Below are 23,117 nucleotides of genomic sequence, written 5' to 3' on the forward strand. Positions count from 1 at the left end.
GCGCCCTGGTGGTCTTCCTGCTCTTCCTCGTCTGGAGCTTCGACGCCCCCCTCGGCCACTCCGGAACGGACTCCGCGCAGCCCTTGAGCGACCTCTTCACCACGGCGGTCTGACCAGGGATCACGAAGGAACGCGGAACGCGGAACGCGACACCGCAACGTCGTGAAGCCGGGCCCCTCAGCAGCTGCGGTCTGGTACGACGCGGCGACGGGTACCGGTCCGGTGGGTGCCGGGCGGGCATGGCCAACCAGCCCGCCCCGCTGGACGGGCCGCTTCCCAGGCACTCATTCTCTGCCTCGCACCTGCGGGCCCCCGAGTCGGTGGGCCCGGCCCGCACCTGGGAGCGCCGGCGTCTCCCCGCTCAGCGAAGGCCACGCTTCTCGCGTTCGGCTTCGATCAGCTCTTCCATGAGTGCCTCCGGGTCCACCCTGCTCTCGGAGGCATCCAGTGCGTCGTACTCCCGAGTGCTCAGCGGTAGCCCAAGCCCGGCGAGTTCGGCGGCCAGTTGTGCGAACGCGATGCGTTCGTCTGGCTCGTCCTGGTAGCTTGCCCGCTCGGCGGCGGCCCCCTCGGCCAGAGTGAGGCCGACCAGGCTCCGGAGGGTGAACTCGGTGTCCAGCTCTGTGAGCGGCCAGGCACGGTCCGCGGGTTCGTCAGGGTGCAGCCAGTAGCCGATCCATCCCGTTCCGCCCTTGGCCACGAGCTTGACATGCTTGGCCATCGCCACGGCTGCGGCATTGATGGCCTGCATCTCCGGGTCGGCGAGTTCCGTTTCGCTCAAGTAACTGGTGTCCAGGAGCGGGTGGACCTCTCCCGTCTCGAAGAAGTCGAGGTCGAGGAGGCGGGCGAGGTCAGTGCGGCCTTCCCATTGCGCCACCAGCAGAACGCGCAGATCGTCGGGTACCGGACGGCCGTCCAGCCGCTCGCGGGAGAACTCGGCGAGCCGTTCGTCGTACATACGCTCTTCCAGGGTCGAAGCAGGATTCTCACGTCAACGTAACAGCAGCGTCTGACATGAAGCCGCGCATGCCGGCGAGTGCCGACCGCCCCGAGATCCGGCCTCGGAACAGCCCCTGGCGAGCCTGTGCACGGTGAGCGGGGAGGAGCAGGCCCTCCGGAGTCCTCGACGTCTCACCGCACACCGTGGAGGAGCACGTCAGAGCAGCTCCTCCGCCAGCAGGTCCATCAGCAGCCCGTCGTGCCAGCTGCCGTCCGCGCCGCGCTCGTACTGCCGCATCACGCCCACCGGCCGGAAGCCGACTTTCGTGTAGCAGCGGATCGCGGGGGTGTTGTCGGCGGCCGGGTCGATCACCAGACGGTGGAAGCCCAGGTCGTGGACGAGATGGCGGGCGAGGGTGCGTACGGCGTCGGTGCCGAGACCGCGGCCGTGCACGGACGGGTCGAGGAACAGGTCGATGCCCGCGTGCCGGTAGTCGGGGTCCTCCTCCGCGTACCACTGGATGATGCCGACGATCCGGTCCTCGCTGCGGACCGTCAGGCAGTGGGTGTCTGGGTCGGCGAGGTCCTGCGTGATCTCGGACGCCAGGTCGGGCCCGCCGCGCCAGCGTTCGTGCACCTCCGGCGTGGCCCGGATGGCGGCCAGTGCGGGTACGTCGTCGGGCCCGGCCGGGGTCAGTTCCAGGGCCTCGCCCCGCAGTACGACGGTCATGACCCAAGAGCGTAGGCCACCCCGTCTGCCTCGGGCCGCCCCATTTCCCGCACGGAGCGCCCGGTCGTCGCGTACGCCGGGCCAGCTGGTCCCTGTGAGGGCAGGCTGGTCGGCCAACTCCTCCCCGCCCCTGGCAGCAGAAGCTCGGCTACAGCGGATCCGCGGCCGACGGCGTACCCGGCGAGAAGATGTTGGACGGCCTTGAGGTCCCCCAAGCCGCTTCAATCGTTGAACCTCTTATGCGCCTGTTCCTTTTGACGCTCACCGTGGCCCTCGTCCTCGGAGGACTCGTCCTCCTGGCATTCGCCAGCACTACGGCGGCAGCGATCTGTGGGGTCTACATCGCAGTCGTGACCCCGATCGCCGTGCTTGTCGGCCGGGCCATCAAACGCTCTGACCCTCCCTCCTCAGACTGAAGGAGTTGCCGCGCGTACGCCGCCGCTCTTCCCGGGGCCGCGAACTCGCTTCTGTGGTGAGAGGCGAAGGGCGAGGCGAAGAGCCAGGAGGAGAAAGGGGGTACTGCTGCCTGCGGTCGCCCGGCTGGAGACTGAGTACGTTGACGAGCTCGCCGTGGTCGGCGCCCGTTACCGCGTGGTGCGGGCGGAGGAGTACACGACCCTCGACGCGCTCCGTTGCCTGCCCCCGCCAGGTTCCCGGATCCTGCACTGCACGACTTCACCGGGGCCTACGAGTGACCGGCCCGAACAACACCACGAGTGTGGGCCGGTCTTCCACGGAGTGGCGCCCTTGGCGCCCCAGGTTCGGCCGGTGACCTGGTCCGAGCGGATGCCGACCTGGTCGGCGAAGAGGACTTCGGCGTTCTCCGCCTTTGCTCGGGCCCGGATCGCCGGCCAGGTCTCCTCGTGCCAGAGGCGGACCGCTTCCGTGTCCTGCTCGGCGGCCCGTTTGTCCGGACGTTGGAAGGTAAGCCCACAGCGTTTGAGGTACTTGCCCACGCCGGGCTCGGTGAAGCGGCCCCGGTACAGTTTGAAGATCAGCTCGGCTATCTGCCTCCGCGTCCACAACTGACCCGAAAGCCCCAGGTCGGAGGGGATGTGGTCGAGGACGGCCTGCCGGACGGCGGCCTGCTCGGCCTCGGACAGGACCTGATGCTCGCCCACGCGACGGCCTCGCGGGCGCGACAGCAGTGCATCCCGGCCTCCGACCTGCCACTTCGCCCACCAGTTGTCCACGGCCTTGACCGACACCTTGAACAGGGCGGCGACCTCTACCCGGTCCCGGCCCTCCACCAGCGCGGACACCGCCAGCAACCGCACGGCCTCCTGCGCGTCCGGCGACCAGGCCCGAGCGTCCCCCACCAGATCACTCACACACCGTCAACGACCCTGAACTCAAAGCGTTTCGGATCAATAGTGCCGAGTCAAGCAATGTTGGCCCTGTCCGCGATGGCTCGTAGCTGTGCGTTCGCGTGCCGGTTTCGCCAGATGATGTAGCGGCGGATCATGCTGCCTTGTTCCTTGTGGGTGGCGTGGTCCGTGCCGTCGAGGGTGAAGCAGCGCAGGGCGGTGAACTGGGCTTCGATCCTGTTCAGCCAGGAGGAGTTCGTCGGGGTGCAGGCGAGTTCGACGTTGTTCGCCGCGGCCCAGGTGCCGACTCGCTGACGCCTCTTCGTTGTCAGGTGCGGAGAGAAAACGTCGGACGCGATCGCGATCCGGACATGGATCGGGTAGAGGAAGCGGAGATACCTGCAGAATTCCAGGAACTGGGTTCGCCGCTTGACCGGTTTCACATGTCCGTAGAGTTTGTTCTCGTTCAGATCGAGTGCGGCGAAGAGGTGTCGTACTCCGCCGTACCGACTATAGGTGGCCCGGTGTCGCCGTCGTGGTCCTTGCCCTTGCCGCCGCCTTCGGCCCATTGCCTGCCCGGATGCGGCATCAGGTTGAGTGGTCCGAACTCATCTATGCAAGAAGACGGCCTCCGGTTCGCCGTCCTCGGGTATGACCTCACTGACCGTTTTCAGCGTGGCCACTGATCGGGTGACGCCGATGAGGTTGAGGTGAGGGCCGCAACGCGCAAGGCCCCCGTGCCGTTGGGGGGAGGTGTTCGAAGTCTCAACCCACCGGCACAGGAGCCTTGTTGGTTCCCTATCCTGCCGCACTCGACCTCCCGCATGCCCTCGTCGAGTGGGTCACGATGCTCATCGTCACCCGTGAGGGTGACCGACGGTGCAAACTCCCGCCGCACCGGCGGGCGCTCGTCGCTCTGGTGTACCTGCGCCGCCACGACACCCTCACCCGGATCGCGTCCGGCTTCGGGATATCCGTCGGCACCGCCCACTCGTACGTCACCGCCGTGACCGGCCTGCTCGCCGAACGGGCCCCGGGCCTGCGCAAGACTCTGGGCGAGCATGATCCGGAGTTCGTTCTCTTGGACGGGGCCCTCGCCGAGTGCGACCGGGTCGGCGATGGCCGGGCCGACTGCTCGGCCAAACACCGCCGACACGGCGTGAACGTCCAGGTCGTCACCGACCCCGCCGGCGAGGTTCTGCGGATCTCGCCGGCGCTGCCGGGCCGCACCCACGACCTGACCGCGGCCCGCACCCACCGCATCATCCGGATCTGCGAGCGTCAGGGCGTCCCGATCCTCGCCGACCGCGCCTACCAGGGCGCCGGCCCCTGGGTCACCACCGGACTCAAACGCCCACCGGGCGGTGAACTCACCCTCACCCAACGCACCGTCAACCGTGCCCTGGCCGCGGCGAGGGCACCGGTCGAACGCGGCATGGCACGGCTGAAGTCCTGGCAGATCTTCCGCAGATCCCGCATCAGCCCCAACCGCATGAGCGTCATCACCAAAGCCGTCCTCACCCTGGAGAGGCAACGCTGAAAACGCTCAGTTCTTCTATTTCCTCGTGGTGGGAGAGCTCGCGGCCTTGGTCCCGGGTGAGCGTGCGCCGGAGTGAAGCGGGCCGGCCGACGGTTTGCTCGACGAGGGCATCGCGGACCTGTGGCGCCTTCCAACCTCCGGGCAGGTGGATGAGATGCGTGTAGCGGGTGGCACGGTCGACCAGCGTGCCGATGGCGGAACATGGGACCGCGGCAAGGAAATGTCGGCCCACGCACAGTTCCGGGTCGAGACCGGCATCCCTGTGTTCTTCGCCGATCCTCACAGCCCATGGCAGCGAGGCACGAACGAACGAGAACACGAACGAACTCCTGCGCCAGTATTTTCCGAAGGGCACCGACCTCTCGCGTTGGTCCGCCGAAGACATTGAGGCCGTCGCCCACACACTGAACAGCAGGCCGCGCAAGACACTCGGTTGGAAGACCCCGGCCGAGGCACTCAACGAGCAGCTTCTGCTGCTCCAGTCAGTCGGTGTTGCAACGAGCGGTTGAGTCCAAGCAATACACGAGTTTCCGGCTCGCCGAGCACCTGGGCGTGGCCGGCATCGCCGCCTCGGTCGGCGACGCCTACGACAACGCCCTGACGCACTCCACGATCAGCCACAGCCACCAACTGAGATCTCTACCGAACCCGGAACGGTTCAGTCGGCACCTGCCCGGGCCGAGGTGACGCGCCGGTTCTGTCGGCGCGGACACTGGCGGGGAAGGCGAGGGCGGGCATCGTGAGGAGGTGCCAGGACCAGCTCACTTCCTGCTTCAGGTAGTTCGGTAGCGCGAAGGCTGTGGCAGCGGAGAAGGGGAGTGTGAAGTCGATTTCAAGGTGGGCGTCGGCGACACGAGACGCCGGCCAAGTAGCGCGACGGGCAGTCGTAGAAAGGGATCTTTCCAGGCGATCACGTCATGCGAATTCTGAGCATGTGTCGATTACGATCAGAAAAATCGCGACGCCCGTGTATCATTCTGTGATTGTCGATAAATAGCACCTCATCCCTGTCGAGCGGCACGACTCGCGAGAACCTCTCGCTGGATAGAATTTTCATGAATAGACAAAGCGCCTGAACTCTAGGATCGGAATCCGGTAATTCTTTATCGATAATCCCTCTAGCGATTCGCGATTCATGAAACCTTACGATCGCTCGAGAACTGCCCGGTTCGGTCAGGATTCTCACTGGCATCGACTTACTTTCCATCCAGAGAGGAAGGTTGCAATTTGAGAGAATGTCGATGCATCTCTCCCCGCCCGAAAGTTTGCGCAATTCACCCACAACCTCCCTGCTGTCAATCAGGACACTCTCCCCTCCAGTCTCTGCAGGATTTACACACCAAAGGCCAAAATAGCGCTCCGGCTTCAGGGAGAAGCTGGAGTCAGTGTGAAGCGGGGCCGCCCCGTCTACCGTTGACGGGTCGTGTCGATTTCCACTCCTGCGCGGCCTGACATCAACCGCAATGGCGCTACTCGGGATCAGGGCCCCGGCGGCCTCACGGAACACCCCGGCCGGATTCGGAGTTCCGATTTGATGAGTGAGAAGTATCGCCAGGTCTCGAATGAAACCAAGGGGCAGCACATTGAGTTTCTCAACCTTCAATAGGGCGTACCCATCCGCTTCTAGCGCACCCCGAACCTCCATCCACCCTCTCGAGAATCCTGGAATATTCTTCATGGCTGCATTAAATTTCTCATGCACCGCGGGATGAGATGGAGGGAGATCCTCTCCCGAAATGACATCTTTTGCAATTTCTGAAAAATCTTCCACATTGAATATTGTAGTCATTCTCATTCCACTGAGGCGGGGGGATGGTACTCAACAACAGCCCCGCATCGGTGGATTCCTGACGTCTTCGAAAACATCAGACCACCGTTCAAGACCGTCCAGGCGCTCAAGAGAATCTGCGGCCAGCCAGCCCCATGACTAGGCCCTCATGGCTCTATACGGAACCGACGAAGCCCTCGTCATCGATGTGCTGAGTGAGATCATCACACCAACGACGAGGGCCCGGCGTTTCACTCAAGTTCTAAATCTCGCTCAGTCTTAGTCATGGCTATGGGGGGAGCAGGTCCAGCCGCCGTGACCACAGGTGTGATTGCAGCTGTTTTCGCAGGATACCTCGCACGTCAGAAGAGGTGGCAGGCAGCCACCTACCAAGCTGTCGGGCTTTTCTTCTTCGAACCTTTGCAGATTTTCAAGCATTTCTAATCACTTTCTAAGCGCGTTAGCGATATTTTCGGAAAATGGTCTTACGGAATTTGTGTCAGGGGCCGGAGGTGTATCCGCCACAGGTCCATTCGCAGGTCGCCCGCTCGTTGCAGGTTTTGTCGCAGAGGTCGGTCGCCCCGCTTGTAGGGCAGGGGCAGGTTTCATCCCCGCTCGGTGTGGTTCGTATTTCGCCGCAATCGTCATTCCTGAACAGAAGTCCGACACCGGCTTCTTCGCTAGGGAACATCTGAAGATTTTCGATGCTGATCATTCCGTCACTTCCTTCTGGTGTGGTGGATGGTTATTCACTCGCCATGGCGGGCTAGAGCTAGCGTCACGGCGAAGTCGTTGGGTTGCAGGCATCCAAGGGTGAGGTCCCCCGTGGCGGAGTCTGAAGAGAAAGGCCAGGACGCCTGCAGCACCGATCTGGTAGTCGAGTTCGGCACGCCGATCGGGGGTTGTACTGCGGAGCATGGCGTGGACAACGGTGGCGAGGTTGCCTGCTATGCGGCGGTAGCGATCGTGGCCGGTGTGGTCGGCCATGTCTAGGAGGAAATTCCCGGCGCCGGAAAGGCCGCAGCATGCGCCGGCGAGATGTCCCCAGGGCTTATCGGCGGCAGCGGTTGCGGCTTGGCTGGCGAGTTCGGCAAATCGCTGATCCCCGGTGACAGTGGCGAGGCGTATAAGGAACGAACCGATGCCACCTACGCCGCTGCACCAGTGACGGCCCTGGACAGGACGGCCGTCTCCTACAGTGTTCGGCCAGCAAACTCCGGTGCACTCATTGTGGAGTGCAGCACGGGTGAGGGTGTCGCCCGCGCCGAGGGCTGCCTCGAGGTAGCGGGTACCCGATCCCGGTCTGCTGTGCTCGGCGACCTCAGCCGCAGCAAGGAGGAAGGCTCCGACACCGGCGATGCCGTGGGCGAACCCGTAGACATCCTGGCCGGCCAGAGCAGAATCGGTATCTGTGGGTATAGGCCATGACCAGTCGTCACCCTTGTGGTGGGCTGCGGCGAGGACGGCGTCGGCGCAGACAAGGGCGCGGTCGAGCAGGTGCTGTTCACTAGTGGCCTGCCACAGGTGAATGTGAGCCATGCCAGCGCCGGAGAGACCGTGTGTGATGTCGGGGCTTGGCCAGGTGACAGGCAGTCTCGCGGCGAGTTCAAGGGCACGTTTTTGCAGGGTGTCATCGTCGAGGAGCCGTCCGGCGTCGTAGAGGGCCCATGCGGTGCCGGAACGGCCGAAGGCAAGTCCGGGCAGCAGTCGTGGGATCGTAAAGAGGCGCTGATTGATCCACATTGCCGCCGTTGCGACCGTATCGCGCAAGTCTTTGTCATCTTTCCTCAGTGTGGCGATGCGGGTGAGGGTGCTCAGAATTCCGGCGGCTCCGTTCCAGGCAGTCAGCGGGTCGCTTTCGTCCGCCTGTGCTTGCTTTGAAGGCTTCCACAGATTCGACTCACCGGGCGACATTCCGTCCCGCAGCTGACGAATAAGATCGTCGATCAGATTGTCCAGGTGCGTGTCATCCACGGCCTTGGCAACCCGGCCGCGGAGCGTGGCTGGGGGATTGTCAAGGAATTCTCGAGCCTGTCCGAGTGTCCAGCGTGCCTGCGGGTCCGGGTCGGTGAGCCCGAGAATGATGTCAACAAATCCGGTCAACGTCGGATGGGAGACCGCGATGTGGGCGAGCGTGCCCTCACGATTGCCATCCTGTGGCGACAGGAGATCTGGTGCCAGCGATGTGATCATTGTGAAGATGGTGACACCGAGACTGAAGCAGTCAGCCGCCGCGTCCGGAACTCCGAACTTGTCGCGTGTGTTGGCCGCCTCGGGAGCCATGTAGCCGGGCGTGCCTGCGGGGTAGCACTCGACCGCGTTTTCGCAGACGTACTTGACATCGATGACCCGGATGTCGCCGAGCGGGGACACCATGACGTTGTGAGGTTTGAGATCGCGGATGAGGTATCCGCTGTCGTGGAACGTCTGCATCACGGAAGCCAGGCGGCGGGCCATGTTGATTGCCTCGGCGGCGAACAGAGTGCCATCGTGTTGCCGCTCGGCTGCAAAGGCCTTCAGCGTCTTGCCAGGGATCTCCTCCTGTACCATAAACAGATCCCCCATTTCCTCGAACAGGTCGACAAAACCGGGTGTGACCTGGAGTGGCGCAAGATCCTGCATGATGCGGGCTTCCCGCCTGAGCTGGTCACGGACGTCGGTACCGTCCAGCCCCGCGCCGACATGCGCCCTCGCTTGCTTGACCACCACCGGAGTGTCCGTCCGTTCGTCGTCAGCGCGGTACACTCCGCCCTTGTTGGCATGCCGGATCGCCCCTCGGACCCGATATCTACCGCCCAGAAGAACCGACTGGGGAGTCTGTGCCACCTCGACCGACACATCGGGGAATGGCGGCTTCGCCCATGCCGGCGGAGAGAACCACGCGTTACGTTCGTCCTTCACCGCAGTGCCGTCCGGGCCCACCATGCGACGCTTGTAGGTTCCATCGTCGGTGAACACCGGCTCACCGCCACTGATCTCGCCATACCGGTAATGCACCAGACTCCCCGGCCGGAGCCGCTTGTCTGAATTGATCCCGGGTCCGGCGAGTCCCTCCGTGGCATGGTGCAGCTCCTCGGCCAGAGCGCGGAACTGTACGTCATCCTTGGGATAGACCGTGATGAACTTGCCGCTGCCGCCCCGGTCATGCCACTGGCCGACCAACTGGGAAACCTGCCGGATATCGGTGGCGAACTTGAAAGAGCAGCCTGCCCGCACCAGTATCTCAGCTGCCCTCGCCAGCACGAGCGGCGCCGATAGAGGCGTTGCCGAAACGTGCAGCTTCCAGCCGTGCGCCCGTGAACGGCTCACCGGCGGCGTGACGTAACACCACGAGTCGGTTGGCTTTACCGCCCACCGCTGACCACCACAGCGATCGAGCACCGCATGTAGCACATCAACAAGAATCACAGCATCGGCCAACGGGGCCGCAGATCTTCCCTCAGTATGAGACATTCGCACCCCTAGTCCGAATCAGCGGTAAACGGCGACGTTGCTTTCCAGGTAGGTTCCCTCTACAGTCGGAATGTAGACTGAGCCGAAGCCGACTCGTATGAGCAATCGCTGCCCATTAGAGTTTGCCGTGCTTGCGGTGCTTCATCGATTAGTACGGCTCGTCGGCGGCGATGCGGCCGGTGGGGATGAGGGTGCCGTCAACGATGACGAAGTCGCCCTCGACCAGCTCGGTCAGGGCCCTGTGCAGATCCGGCGCCCAGGCCGCGAGGACGTCCAGGGTCTCGTCGACGTAGCGCCAGGCCGTGGCTGTCGAGACACCGAAGCCGGCCGCCAGGGCGGGCAGCGTCTCGTTCTTGCGCAGGTGCACCAGCGCGAGCAGGGCCTGGCGGAAGCAGCCCGGCTTCCGCCACCGCGAACGGCGTTCACACCTTCGTGCATGGGTGAGCCAGGAAACGTGCCCAACCAGCTCATGCGGGACGTCGACCGTGGCACGATACGGGACCAAGCGAGGCTCCTCGGGCGATGCATGGTGCCGTAGAGAACACCACCGCAACGACAAGGAGCCTCGTCTCGTTGCACACCCCTGCCACTGAGCCGTTTCACCCTCCAGAGACAGGATGAAACGGCTCAGTGGCAGGGCACCTTGCCGCAGCAGATTGCCCACAATGGTCAACGCCTACGAAAATCTTGGAAGAGCCGCATTTTTGCATTCCCTTCCAATCCCAAATAGGCTTCAGGTGTCAGAGCTGATCCGCGAAGAACGCGTTGATGAGTCTTCCGATGGGTCGGCGGTCGGCGTCGTAGCGAGGGCTGTGTCCCTCTCCGGGTGCTTCGACGTAGCTCAGGCTGGTACAGCGTCCCACCTTGGTGAGGTGCTGATAGAGCTCACGGCTGTGAGATACGGGGACAATAGAGTCTTCGGTGCCATGAATCAGAAGAGTCTTAGCCCGTAGCCCTGTCGTCGCACTCAGGAGGTTTCGAGGGCCAAGGACATCATGGATTTCAGTGTGCCCTCCAAGGCGGTCGAGGAGGTGTCGGACTGGCGGCGTGGCGTCGTAGTAGAGGCGCTTGCCGCTAAGGAATGGAGCGATCGCGACGCAGTGTGACCAATGACCGGGTCGTGTGGAAGCGGCGAGGAGGGCGAGGAAGGCACCGTAACTTGATCCATAGATCATGATCTGGTTTCCCACGGAGAGGGAACGATTGCTCGTAATGTGGTCTGCTATGTGGTGGATATCCGCGAGATCAGGCCCTCCCCAAGAATGATTGATGGCTGCCTGATGGCTCTTCCCGTATCCGGTGCTTCCTCGCTGATTGACGGCGATGACAGCTACTCCCTCTGCCTCGGCCAGAGACAGGAGGGGCGGCTCGAACGCAGCTTTCCAGTGTGCCTCAGGTCCGCCATGGAGCGCCATGATCACTCTCCGCGCAGTGGCCCAGTGCTCCCCATAGACGAGAGCCTCTATGGGGCCATCGGGAGTCTCGAAGAGTGCTGATTTGACTGCACATGCCGCAGCTGGGCCGGTGGTCGACATGACCGTGCCGCGTCGCGGGTTCATCGAGGGGAGAGCGACAGTGACCAGGGTCTGGGGCCGGCTTGCGGTGGTGAATGGGAAACGGAGCATACCGCGGTGGAAAGCACCCGGGCCGGTGATCACACCAAGCGGCATATCAATCTGCTGTTGTGTGTCACTGCCGAGGTGATGGCAGATCAGTTGAGAACGTACTCCCCGTTCGAGGGCGAGGTAGAGCGTGGTTCCGTCGGAGTCGAATGCTAGCGGCCGCATCCTCGCCTCGAGTGAATTAAGGCCAAGAGGGGTCTGCATCGATCTTGCGGTAACTGTGGCCCGGTCGAGTTTCGAGAATGCGAACGCAGTTTCGTGGGGAAGTCCGACAGCAAAGAGCAGGTCTCCGGTTTCTGGCCTGGCGAGTAGGAGTTGAAGTCCGATGTGACCTGGGGCAAGGGGATGGAGGGAACCATCGAAGGTGTCGACTCGAACGGCCTCATAATTCCCTTTAAGATCCACCCTGTTGAAGGCGATGTATCGGCCGGAGGACTCCAGGGGAATCCCCCCCATCAGATGGCCCGGCAGGGTGGCTATCGGGCGAGGTGCTCCTGGATCCTCAAGTTGCCACAATGCCGAGGTACCGTTGCTGTGGCTGATTGCGAGGTTGGGTGTACCCGAAGCAAGCTCAAGAGAGGCGTCCAGTATTGTCCCAGGCCCTCGCACTGGTCCTTCATGGTCCCGCGGGATGTGAAGGAGCCTTCGCCCTCCCTCACCGGTAGGGGCGATTATTACCATCATTCCGTCGTCGTCTACTGCAGCGCGAGGGAGGCCCGCGCCCGACACGGCAAGAGGCCAACGCTTAGGAGGAGCGCTCTCGATACTCCAGCGCTCGACCACCCATCGTTCACCATCGAACGCGACGCCAGAGGCAAGGCTACCATCGGGTGAGAACTGAAATCCCCATGTAGTGTGTTGCCTCCAAAGAAATTCCTTGACCGGGACCTCTGGGGAATTTCTGGCAGGGAGTGAAGGGGGTCTTCTATCCTCCCCTTCCGGGTAGGTCGAGTTAATCATACTGTTCGCATCCGCTGATAACTCCCTTAGCTCCTTTAATATGGCCGACTGCGGCGGAACCGCCCCCGGCCCGACGGCCTGATCGATTACTGGGCCAACCTGGATGCGGCCTGAAACCGGCCCGGTTTGCGGACTTCCAGGATGCCGGAATCTGCGGCTCGAGGGTGCCCAGGCAACTCGGACACCCTCCCGGGACGGAGACGATCACGGCGCCCCGGCCGTGTCTGTCGGTTGGCCGGGGAGGGCTGGGCCCGTCGGCGAAATGGGCCTGGAGTCGACCATAGCCGTCTGCCGCCGGGGGCACAGGGTGTATAGCGACCATCGGCGTCAGCTCTTGAGTGGTCCCCGGCCCACCCAATGGCTGCCCAGCTGCGGGCGGTGGTGGGAATGACCATGAGGATCACTGCCTGTCCAGGAGCCTGAGGAGCGCTTCTTCCGTCCTGCCTCCAGCAGATGCTCGCTGGACATGGAAACCCTGAGCAGTCAATACCCAAAAAGGGAATCAAAAGCGGATGGGGCCCGTGCAAGGCGCCCGTTGCTGCCCAACGGCCGGCCGAGGCTGCCGCAAGGCCCGCGGTGCGGGGAGAAAGGCGGAAACGGCCTGGCCGGGTCAGCCTGACCAGCTTTTCCTCGCTACGGATTCAGGTTGGTGAGGGTGTCCCCCCCGCGGAGCCCGCGGTGTTCCTGCAGGGTGCGGTCGACGGCCGCCCGGTGAGATCGCTCCCTCCGTCTGCCGGGGGTGCGGCGATCGTGTGTTCCGCGTGCTGGTCAACGCGTCCGGCACGGAACGGGAGTGTTCGGGCTGTGACAGCCGTGCGTTCATCGCGGACAGCGAGGAGTACTGGAACGAGGAGTCGGCCGGACGCGGCACCCCCGCAGGACCTTCAGCTGCCTGCAGCAATGCACAGCGCGGTACCGGAGGAACCTTGAAAGTTTAAAGTAGGAATTACTCATGAGCGCACCGACGTCCCGCCGGGATGATTCCCAGCGTCGCACACAAGCGATACCATCCAAGGTTAACTGGAGAGCAAGATGAATCTCGAATCCCTGCAGATGCTGTACTCCGAATCCCGCGGCCACCGCGCATGCTTCAACAGCGACGACTGCGACGGGACGTGCGGTCGGTCATGCTTCAAGACCAATGACGACAACCCCACCCTATGTGACGCATCCAATTGCGGTACCGGCACGATCGCTTAACCCTCTGGAAATCGAAGCACTCCACCCGAGGGCAGGCCTGAAGGGTCATAGCCGCCCGAAAGCTCAAACCTCCGGCAATTTCCTAATTCCACCTACAGGCTACGGCATTCCATTTAGTTACGTAGGTTCATTTTTACGCCATGACGATGAATGACCTAAAGAAAGAGGTTGAACGATGCAATCAATTAATGACCTGCAGCTACTTCCCGAAAGTAGGCTCGTCGTGTTCGGCGCCGGTGGAGACTGCGGCGACTCCTGGATGCCGACTGAGACGCTGTGTGCAGAAACAGGCTGCGGCTGCACGGACGGGACTAAGTGGATTACGATTTACACCGCGCCGTAGAGAAGAAGTATTAATCCAGCATAATTCAACTGGCCTCTCAAATTGGGCCTTTTCTCTCGTAGCCTGGAAGGGCTCAGTGAACCTCTTTCATCCTGTGCTGGAGGGTGAAATGGGCTGGTCAGTGGGTGTGGTGACGAGGCAGGGCCCCTCGTCGTTGGCGTGGTGATTCCACTCATCACACCGGCGACCGAAGGGGCCCTGTTGGTTCCGTATCCTGCCACGCTCGACGTCCCGCACGAGCTCGTCGAGCATGTCGCCTGGCTGCTGTATGAGCACCGCCAGGCCTGCAATACCCGCTGGCGCAGGCTCGGCTGCTTCAAGCAGGCACTCCTCACGCTGGGCACCTGTGTAAGAACGAGACGTTCTCGCAGCTCGGAGCGGGTTTCGGGATATCGCAGGCCACCGCCTGGCGGTACGTCGACGAGACCTTGGACGTCCTGGCCGGCTGGGCACCCGGCCTCCACGAAGCCCTCACCGGCCTCGGTGAAGGCGACCACGTCATCGTTGACGGCACCCTGATCCCCATCGACCGGATCCACGCGGACGAGCCGTACTACTCGATGAAACACCGCAAGCACGGCATGAACGTGCAGGTCATCGCCCGCCCCGACGGCACACCGCTGTGGTTCTCCCGCGCGGCACCCGGCCGCACCCACGACCTGACCACGGCCCGGGCCCACGGCATCGTGAAGGCCTGCCTCACCCGGCAGATCCCGTTCTCGCCGACCGCGCCTGCCAGGGCGCCGGCGCCACCGTCCGCACCCCCTGCTGCCACCATCGCGAACAGCCCGAGCACTACCAGCAGTTCAACCGCGGACACGCCCGACTCAGAGCACCCGGTGAACGCGCCTTCGCCCTGCTGAAGTCCTGGAGACCGCTCCGGCGAGCCAGAGCGTGCGGGACATCGGGTACGGCACGACAGGGAACCAGCAGAGCCCCACGGCTGAAGAGCTGAGCGCAGAAGCAGCGCCGTGGCCGGCGACGTGATCGACCCGCCGACGGCGACGTCCGGTGAGATCATCATCAAGACCGGTGGCTGATCGCCGTACGCTTTGGTTGTCTAACCCGCTGCAGGAGCACGGTTCTGACAAGGCCTGCTGCCATGCCGGCTCGCAATGCTTCTGCGCCGAGGCTTGGCGAGAGTCCTCGCTTCCTGTGGCCTGAGCGGCCTGCATTGGCGTTGATTGGGGTCGCCCCCTCGCAGGAGATGGCGACCCCGTCCCATTGCACACGCTGGCCGCACCACCGCCCCTTCGCTGATCACGGACGGTCCAGTCGCTGAGGGCGGCCTGCCCCGGGCCGCGAGTTCGTTGGGGCGGTGCTGTCAGCTTCCGTAGGGGAGGAGTTCGGCGTCGATCCGTTCCCAGGCGGCCTTGAGCTGGGCCAGCCGTTCTGTCTCGTACGGGGCCTGGTCTGCCTGTTCGCGGGCATCCTCGGTGAGGTGGAAGAGCTGGTCGCGGCCGCTTGTGCCTCGGTAGTACTTCCAGTCGCCGCGGCGCAGCGCCCGCTCGCCGCGCACCCGCCAGAACAGGTCGCGCTCGGCGACCTTCTTTCCGTGTAGGAGGTGTCCGGCGAGGCTGGTGCCGTCGAGGGGGTAGGCGGGGTGGGGCCGGGCGCCGCCGATGTCGAGGAGGGTGGCGGTCCAGTCGGGGGAGTACACGGGCAGGTCGCTGGCCTGGCCGCCGTCGATCCTGGCGGGCCAGCGCAGGATGGAGGGGACGCGGATGCCGCCTTCCTGGAGGGAGGCTTTGTTGCCGGTGAGCGGCCAGTTGTAGGAGAAGCGCTCGCCTCCGTTGTCGCTGCCGAAGAAGACGAGGGTGTCGCGCTCGCGGCCGGCCCGCTTGAGGGCGGCGAGCACCTTGCCGACGGAGCGGTCGAGGTCCTCGACCATCTCTTTGTACTTGTTGATGGAGCCGCCGTCGAAGTGGAAGAGGGCGAATCGGTCGCCGGTTTTGATCCGCCGGGTGATCTCGGCCCCGGTCTTCTCGTCGCCGTCGGCTGTCCAGGGCCAGTGGGGGGTGGTGAAGTTCAGGTTGAGCAGCCAGGGCTTGTCGTGGTCGCGGCTGACGTACTCGCTCGCCCGTTCGGTGAGGATGCGGGTGTAGTAGCGCAGGTCCTTGTAGGTGGCGTCGCCCTCGTACAGGTCGTACTCGGCGAACAGGCCGAGCTTGGAGTAGTACTCCAGGGCGCCGCCGAAGTTGCCGAAGAACTCGTCCCAGCCGGAGCGGGTGGGGGAGTAGTCGGGCAGGTAGCCGCAGTGCCACTTGCCGATGAGTGCGGTGCGGTACCCCGCGTCGCGCAGCAGCGAGGCGAGCGTGGGGTGGGTGGGCTCCAGGCCGGCGGACTTGTCGGCGATGGGCTCGGCGAGACCGCCCTTGGTGCGGCCCGGGTAGCGGCCGGTGTAGAGGCTGAAGCGGGTGGGGGAGCAGGTGGCGGAGCCGGAGTAGGCGTCGGTGAAGCGGACGCCCTGGCGGGCGAGACGGTCCAGGTGGGGGGTGTGGATGTGCGGGGAGCCGTAGGAGGAGAGGTCGGCCCAGCCGAGGTCGTCGCCGAGGATGAAGAGGATGTTGGGCCGGGGCGCGTGGTGCCCGGTGGCGGCCCGGAAGGGCCGCTCCTCGGCAGCGGCGGAGGTGGTGGGCGCCGTGGCGCCCAGGGCGACTCCGGCAGCGGCGCCGACGGCGGCACCGCCGAGGGCACGCCGGGACAGGGACACAGACATACGGTTCCTTATACGAGGCGGTCCGAAAGGACCAGGTGTGGCTGATGCGGTGTTGTCATCGGCTACCGGACCTCAGGGACGCCCCGCTTATTGCGTGAGAACTGAGGGCAACGCCGGTCAGGGGCCTTCGACTGGGTGTACTCCTCGTTGAGCCTTGTGAAGCAGGAGACGGCATACCGGCGCCGATCTGCCGGCGGACAGTAGCAAACCACCATCTGACCAAAACCCACGTCGCGGGACATACCGCCAAGCGATGGAGTGCCCCGTGCACGACGGTACTGCTTTGAACCGTTCCGACCTCTCTGCCGCGCCAATGTGAGTCATTGGAGAGGGTGAGACACGTGCCCTCGCGAGATGAGGCATGCTCAGGACTTGTGGATCGGCTTGGGGTGCGGTGCCTCGCGGGACGCGCAGGGCGTGCCCTCCCGGGTGGTCGGCTCATGGTCACCGAGTAGGCCCGCGCTGCGAACGCGGGTCGGGAAGGCGCGCCCTGCTCAGCGTAGTCAGCGAAGACAGCACCACCGAGACCGGTAGGGGACGAGCTGCACCGTGTACTGAACGCCGTCCGCGCGGGCTGCTGGGGAGCACTGGCCGGATGGCCGGGATCCTACTGGGTGACCGCCGCAAACGACCGTGAGCGGGTCGTCCTCGGGGACCTGGCCGGACTCCGCCCGGTTTACTACACGGCCGGCGGAACATGGGCGACCCGCCTCCGCCTTCTCGGGAAGCGGCTACTGCCGGCCCCGGTGCTTGCGGCCGCGCGCATCGTCGCGGGCGGTGACCACTGGCCCGGTGCAGCATGGCTCCCGGCACAGGATGAAGAGGTCCACTGAGTGGTCGTCTATACACCACTCCAGCGGACGTGACCCACCGCCCGCGACACCGGCTGACCGGCGGCACGACAAAGGCAACGCTCCGGGCCGCGTGATACTCGGGGGCGGAGCTGAGTTTTCCTGGCCTGCGCCATCTTGCGTATAAGCACTAAGTACTCACGTAGCAGTCAAACCGGACCGCCTAACTTCAGTTCTGCGTCGTCGCGGGGCGAAGCCGAATTCCGAAGACCGCGTCGCGGGTCCGCACCTAACGGCATTTCGATAAAGGAGCAATAAATGAATGTCCACATGCTGCAGATGCTCGAACAAGAGCAGTCAACCTTCGCAAAGTGCGGGGACGGGCCGACAACGGCAACTGTGATCATAATCTGCGAGGACACTAACTATGGTCCAGAACGCACCGGAGCTGAAGATGATAACCCGCAGTGCCGATGATGACTGAGTCTCTTTCATTCGAATAACTGTAGGTCAGCAGTGTGCGGACGGCTTGGTGATGGTGTCGATACGGCGGGTGGAGCATCTGCCTAGCCGTAATTGCCGCCAGGACTTCAGTTGTGCGAAGGGTCGAATTCGACCCGGACGAGGTTTTCAAGACGGTTCTAGAGGTCCTGGCTGGGGCAAACGGTCGTCGCCAGCACCGCGCAGGACTGACCATCGGCCCAGGGGGCCATTCCAAAACTTTGGAATGGCCCCCTGGGTTTTCTTCGCTTTCACGGACATCTGAGATCAGGGGTTTCGACTCCGAAAGGATGATGCTCATCAGGGAGAGCGCCGAGATGGTAGAGCTGTGCCGGCGGGGGACTGTTCGGGGGCTTCGGCCTGACCGGGCCCGCGGTGAGGGAGTGGGGCCGCCAGGCCGAAGCCGACGCGGGTGAACGTGATGGCCTGACCAGCAGCGAACGTGCCAAGCCGGCCGCACTGTGCCGGGAGAACCGCGGGCTGCGCGAGGACGTTTATATCCTCAGGCGGGCGACCTTAGACCGTTTCCAACGTGGTTGGGTGGTCGTTGGGTTGTTCATGGGGCGGGGTGTGTGGAGTTGGATTGTTCCGGATGGCTTGTGGGAGATCGCGGAGCCGTTGATCCCACCGTCGAAGACCCGGCCGCAGGGCGGGGGAACGCAGGACACGCCTGATGAGACGCTGTTTCCGCGTCCGCGTGGCCGTCGATCACACCGGGAAGCCATCCATGACAGCCCAGAGTAATTCCCTCATCCACTCGTTGGTGGGGCCCAACCCACTACACTCCCGACGGCGCTCCTGACCAGGCCGGATCGCGAAACGCTGCCGGAGCGCTGGCGAGTTACCTACGCGTCACGGCCACAGTCCTGCCGGGTTCCACCGCGCCAAGGGGTCAGAACCCAGGAACTGATCACGACATCACACACACCCTGGTTCGAGGCGCATTTCGACACCGCTAGATAAAGAAATCCCGGCGGTTCCCCTTGCGTGCGTCCAGCGCACTGCAGGCCGCTGTAGCGGTGCAGTCGAATAGTGCCTCCAGCGCATCCCGCTGACGGTGGTGCGGCCCCGGGTCTTGCCGGTCACCGAGTTGCGGACCGTCCGATCGCCAACAGTTCCATATGGGAAACTAACGAGCGGTTCCCGAGGTATATTCAGTTCACTTCTCGACGGATCTTAGTTCGGCGTGGAGGGAGATCGGCATCCGCCTTCTCGTCGACGCAACTATGAAGCACAAACAGTCAGCGCACCGCGAGAAACTCGGGGTTTGTGGCACACTGGCCACGAGGCACAGGACGAGCCTTTCGGCCGCTAGGCTACCAAGAAACGGCCACCTGTTCCGGGACCCACGGATGTTTGCCTCCATGGCGGAGCCGGAGGAAGAATCCCAACGTACCCGAAGTCCCGCCCTGGTAGTCGGCGCGCTCCTCGTGGCCTTCATTACTCACAACGTTTCGGGCATCCATGATTGCGGCAATTGTTCGAGCCTGAGCGTGGTACGAGTCGAGACCGGTGTAATGGGCCATGTCAAGGAGGAAATGACCTACGCCTGCAAGGCCACAGCACGCGCCCGCGGTAGCAGCCCATGGGTTGCGGATGGCCTCGGCTGCGGCCTGTTCGGCTAGGTCTGCAAAACGCCGTTCGTACGTTGCAGCCCCAAGACGGATGAGGAAGGATCCGATGCCGCCAACACCGCCGCACCAGTACCGTCCTCGGACCACCCTGACGTCGTCCGTGGGGTCAAGCCCTGCATCGCCATTGACAGAGGACGGCCAGACAGTCCCGCTGTCTCGGCGGACGGCAGCACGGACGAGTGTGTCACCGGCTCCGCGCGCGGCTTCGTAGAACCTGCTTCCTGAACCGGGAACACGCGCCTCCGCAGCCTGGGCGATGGCCAGCATGAATGCACCAACTCCAGCAACTCCATGGGCGAACCCGTAGACATTCACGTTCGCCAGGGTCGAGTCCACGTCCTTGGGTATCGGCCAACTCCAGTCGTCACCGTCCCGCTGGGCCGCGCCGAGCACGGATTCCGCACAGGCCAATGAATGCTTCAGCAGTCGCAGGTCTCCCGTGGCCTGCCACAGGTGCAGGTTCGCCATGCCGGCGCCAGACAGGCCATGAGTGATATCGGCGATAGGCCCCTCGGTCGGCAGTTTTATAGCCAGCCCGATCGCGCGCTCCCTCAGTTCGGCATTCCCAAGCAGTTGCCCAGCGTCGTAAAGCGCCCATGCGGTGCCAGCACGGCCGAAGGCCAAGCCCGGAAGCAGTCGAGGGATGGTGAACAGCCTCTGATCGATCCAGGCGGCTGCGTCGGCTACGGCCTCATGCAATGCACCGGTCGCATACATGGCTGCCGCCGTGAGAGCCGCGAGCCCACCAGCGGCACCGTTCCATGCCGTACAGGGATCATACTCCTCTCCGGTTTCATGGCTCAGTTTCCACAGCATCGCCGCGTTGGGGGTCATGGAGGACTGCAGCAGCCGTATCTGTTCGTTGATTAATTCGTCGAGACGTTCGTCCGAGAGTGACATGTCTCCTGCTGCTGACGTCGCCAAGGAGGTGGCACCGCCGGAGAGCGAAGTGATCCATTCGTGGGCCTGTGTGAGAGTCCACCGCTCCTGAAGATCCGTCTGCGTCAACCCGATGAGCAGGTCGATGAATCGAAGTAGGGCTGGATGGGACGCGCCAATTCGGGCCAGGATTTCTTCCACGTCCTGGCCGTCATCTCTCCGTGTCAGCCAAGTGGGCACCAGTGCTGTGATCATGTGGAACAGCGTGGCTCCCAGGCTGTAGCAGTCTGCGGGAGTACTGGCTTCCGTAGCAACATCCCCACGCCCCAACTCCGGGGCCATATACCCTGGTGTGCCTATTGGGCTGCACAGGATGTTGCAGCGTGTCACGTACTCAACGTCGATGATCCGTAAATCTCCCTCTGGGAGTACCATTATGTTCGCTGGCTTAAGGTCGCGGAGCACGTATCCTGCGTCGTGAATCTCTTGTACCAGTTCTACAAGCCGCAACGACATCTGCAGCGCTTCTTCGTTGGATAGGCAGGAGCCTTCCATGTCGTGCTTCGCCGACCACTCTTGCAAGGTTTGGCCGGGTATCTGTTCCTGGACTAGGAAGAGGTCTTCCTGTTCGTCCATGAGTTCCACCCGGGCAGGGGTGACTTGAAGGGGCTGCAATTCCTGCAGGATTCGGCCTTCCTGACGCAGCCGGTCACGCACATCTGTGCCGTCGAGCCCAGACCCGACGTGGGCTCGCGCTTGTTTGATCACCACCTCTGTGCCATTCAGCTCGTCCACGGCACGGTAGACGCCGCCCTTGTTTGCATGCCGGATGGCCCCTGTGACCCGGTACCGATCTGCCAGGAGGATGGAGTCAGGGGGCTGCGGGGTCTCGATCGTCTCATCAGGAAAGGGTGATGACGCCCACGGTGGAGGTGAGAACCATGCGTTGCGCTCGTCAGTAGCTGATGTCCCGTCCGGTCCCACCATCCGTCGCTTGAAGATGCCGTCGTCGGTGAAGTCCGAGTGCCCACTGCCACCAATCTCGCCATAGCGGTAGAAAACCAGGCTGCCCGGACGCAGATGCTTGTCGGACAGAATGCCTGGACCTGGCAGACCCTCAGTGGCCCGATGGAGCTGCTCCGCGAGTTCACGGAACTGGTCGTCATCCTTTGGGTAAACGGTGATGAATTTTCCACCTCCGCCTCGGGCGTACCACTGGTCAACGAGCTGAGACACCCGCCGTATGTCTGTGCCGAACTTGAACGTGCAACCGGCACGCACCAGTACCTCGCCGGCGCGTGCTAGTACTAGCGGTGCTGAGAGAGGTGTCGCTGTCACGTGCAGCTTCCACCCGTGCTCACGATTGTGGCCCCCTGGTGGCGTCAGGTAGCACCAAGCTTCTTCGGGGCGGACCGACCACCTCTGTCCGTTGCACCGGTCCAGTACCGCTCGTATCACGTCGATGAGCAAGACGGAATCCGCCGTCGTTTTAAGCTCACCGGCGCTGCTGAGTTCGTTGCCTGTCATTCCTCAACCTCGGGTCGCTGTGCCATGAATCATCCAGATCCATCCCCTTCCCACCTTCCTAGGGCGCCCGAAATGCTTCCTGAGCAGTGAGTGCTCAAGAGCCCTCATCAGGTCGAATGAATCAGCGTAATGCTTTCGTGGCGTATCGTTCCTTTGAGGTCAAGGTGGCAAGGCGACTTCCTGCACCCAGACCGACCGGCTTCGCGGGCCTCGGCTCCCGGCGGCCCGAGGGCACGCTCCTGGCCGATCTGCGAGGGGCCGCCATCCAAGGCGGCCCAACGGGGCACTTCCGTCTAGGAGCGCCTTCCATGGCGGCACAGCCGCAGGAAGACCCTGATGCGCGAACGGTGGTCGTGGGACGAGTACGGCCACTCCGGCGGTTCTGGGATGGCAGCGGCGCTCCACCAGGGTGAGGCGCAGGGGCGCGCGGATCGAGGACCTGGCTGGCTGCCGTTTCGGGAGTACACGATCAGTAACCGTCGAGGTCGGCCCTCCTCCGTCACGCACCGCCGAACGCTCGGTCGGTGCCGTGGTCAGGGCAGCTGCCCCATGAGTCTGCCGCTTGGGCTACGCCTGCGGTATGCGTACGCCCTGCCGCGGGGACAAGGAGCGTATGCAGATACTTTCTGCCGTTTGAGAGCTTCGCCGACTCTGCGGTCGTCCTGGGACCCGAGGCGTCTGGGCAAGCAGCGCGTCGAAGCGCTCCAGGGGTTCAGGGGGCTGGTCGAGGTCCACGGCACTGTCTCCCGGATCGGCCGTCGGCCTGCCCCGGGCACGCGACGGGTCTGACCCGACTGAGGTCGGTGCCGCCGGGGCAAATCGCACCAGGCCGTGGCGGCGGCCCAGCACCGCTTCCATGCCGGCCCTGGAACGCACCCCGCCGGCGAGAACGTCGCCCCGCGGCAGCGGCACCGATCTCCTGGGTGTATCGGAGCGCTGGCTTCGTGATCTCCTCTGGGCCTGGCTGGCCATGTGCCTGACTGCTGATCAGCCCCGCAGCAGGAACCTGCTGGACTTCACCCGGCGAGGCTGCGGCGAGCCGAGTGCCTGTCTCGAAGCGCAGACACCAGGAGGTGGCCGTGATACTGCGCTGCTGGACAAGTCCCACTTGGACCGCTTCGTGGCCGGCCAGCGCCATCGAGTAGCCCTGGGCAGCCACAGTCGGGCTGGGGGCTCGCAGCAGAGCGCCGTGACCAAGGGCACG

At 63.8% G+C, this 23,117-nt stretch carries 9 protein-coding genes and 7 pseudogenes; 6 read left to right on the forward strand and 10 right to left on the reverse strand.

The window, feature by feature from the left end; genetic code table 11:
* Positions 1-361: 361 nt before the first annotated feature.
* Both ACFQ79_RS31260 and ACFQ79_RS31265 read right to left on the reverse strand, forming a co-directional pair.
* Positions 362-958: a hypothetical protein gene (locus ACFQ79_RS31260; protein WP_383589723.1), complete on the reverse strand. Its 597-nt coding sequence runs from the start codon at positions 956-958 to the stop codon at positions 362-364.
* Between the two features lie 198 nt (positions 959-1,156).
* Positions 1,157-1,669: a GNAT family N-acetyltransferase gene (locus ACFQ79_RS31265; RefSeq protein WP_383589725.1), complete on the reverse strand. Its 513-nt coding sequence runs from the start codon at positions 1,667-1,669 to the stop codon at positions 1,157-1,159.
* Between the two features lie 369 nt (positions 1,670-2,038).
* On the opposite strand from ACFQ79_RS31265, the pseudogene ACFQ79_RS31270 reads away from it, so the two are divergent.
* Positions 2,039-2,236, forward strand: a pseudogene (locus ACFQ79_RS31270) (hypothetical protein); the annotation flags it as partial.
* A 167-nt stretch (positions 2,237-2,403) separates the two neighbouring features.
* Here the strand turns inward: ACFQ79_RS31270 and ACFQ79_RS31275 are convergent.
* A pseudogene (locus ACFQ79_RS31275) lies at positions 2,404-2,940 on the reverse strand (IS630 family transposase); the annotation flags it as partial.
* 110 nt (positions 2,941-3,050) lie between these two features.
* A pseudogene (locus tag ACFQ79_RS31280) lies at positions 3,051-3,635 on the reverse strand (IS630 family transposase); the annotation flags it as partial.
* Positions 3,636-3,766: 131 nt separating this feature from the next.
* Here ACFQ79_RS31280 and ACFQ79_RS31285 point away from each other — a divergent pair.
* The 3 genes and pseudogenes from ACFQ79_RS31285 (at position 3,767) to ACFQ79_RS31295 (ending at position 5,203) form a co-directional block, all read left to right on the forward strand.
* Positions 3,767-4,516, forward strand: a complete 750-nt coding sequence (locus ACFQ79_RS31285) for a transposase family protein (RefSeq protein WP_383589727.1) — start codon at positions 3,767-3,769, stop codon at positions 4,514-4,516.
* Positions 4,517-4,715: 199 nt separating this feature from the next.
* Positions 4,716-5,025 (forward strand): annotated as a pseudogene (locus ACFQ79_RS31290) (IS30 family transposase); the annotation flags it as partial.
* Positions 5,009-5,203, forward strand: a complete 195-nt coding sequence (locus ACFQ79_RS31295; protein ID WP_383589729.1) for a hypothetical protein — start codon at positions 5,009-5,011, stop codon at positions 5,201-5,203. The pseudogene ACFQ79_RS31290 and the gene ACFQ79_RS31295, both read left to right, overlap by 17 nt.
* Before the next feature lie 223 nt (positions 5,204-5,426).
* On the opposite strand, the gene ACFQ79_RS31300 is transcribed toward ACFQ79_RS31295, so the two are convergent.
* From ACFQ79_RS31300 to ACFQ79_RS31315, 4 genes and pseudogenes are all read right to left on the reverse strand, one after another.
* On the reverse strand, positions 5,427-6,305 hold the full coding sequence (locus ACFQ79_RS31300; RefSeq protein WP_383589731.1) for a TauD/TfdA family dioxygenase: 879 nt from the start codon (positions 6,303-6,305) through the stop codon (positions 5,427-5,429).
* A 690-nt stretch (positions 6,306-6,995) separates the two neighbouring features.
* Positions 6,996-9,704 (reverse strand): class IV lanthionine synthetase LanL, encoded by a 2,709-nt coding sequence (gene lanL / locus ACFQ79_RS31305; protein ID WP_383589733.1) that lies wholly within the window; start codon positions 9,702-9,704, stop codon positions 6,996-6,998.
* A 184-nt stretch (positions 9,705-9,888) separates the two neighbouring features.
* Positions 9,889-10,242 (reverse strand): annotated as a pseudogene (locus ACFQ79_RS31310) (transposase family protein); the annotation flags it as partial.
* A 235-nt stretch (positions 10,243-10,477) separates the two neighbouring features.
* Positions 10,478-11,815 carry an alpha/beta hydrolase family protein gene (locus tag ACFQ79_RS31315; RefSeq protein ID WP_383589735.1) on the reverse strand — a complete coding sequence of 446 codons (1,338 nt, stop codon included), beginning with the start codon at positions 11,813-11,815 and terminating at the stop codon, positions 10,478-10,480.
* A gap of 2,206 nt (positions 11,816-14,021) precedes the next feature.
* Here ACFQ79_RS31315 and ACFQ79_RS31320 point away from each other — a divergent pair.
* Positions 14,022-14,817, forward strand: a pseudogene (locus tag ACFQ79_RS31320) (transposase family protein).
* A 369-nt stretch (positions 14,818-15,186) separates the two neighbouring features.
* On the opposite strand, the gene ACFQ79_RS31325 reads toward ACFQ79_RS31320, so the two are convergent.
* On the reverse strand, positions 15,187-16,581 hold the full coding sequence (locus ACFQ79_RS31325; RefSeq protein ID WP_383589737.1) for a sulfatase: 1,395 nt from the start codon (positions 16,579-16,581) through the stop codon (positions 15,187-15,189).
* Positions 16,582-18,431: 1,850 nt separating this feature from the next.
* On the opposite strand from ACFQ79_RS31325, the pseudogene ACFQ79_RS31330 reads away from it, so the two are divergent.
* A pseudogene (locus tag ACFQ79_RS31330) lies at positions 18,432-18,560 on the forward strand (IS5/IS1182 family transposase); the annotation flags it as partial.
* A 629-nt stretch (positions 18,561-19,189) separates the two neighbouring features.
* On the opposite strand, the gene lanL (ACFQ79_RS31335) reads toward ACFQ79_RS31330, so the two are convergent.
* Positions 19,190-21,913: a class IV lanthionine synthetase LanL gene (gene lanL, locus ACFQ79_RS31335; RefSeq protein WP_383589738.1), complete on the reverse strand. Its 2,724-nt coding sequence runs from the start codon at positions 21,911-21,913 to the stop codon at positions 19,190-19,192.
* Positions 21,914-23,117 lie beyond the last annotated feature (1,204 nt).

The organism is Streptomyces sp. NPDC056480 (assembly GCF_042795405.1).
Lineage (GTDB): Bacteria > Actinomycetota > Actinomycetes > Streptomycetales > Streptomycetaceae > Streptomyces.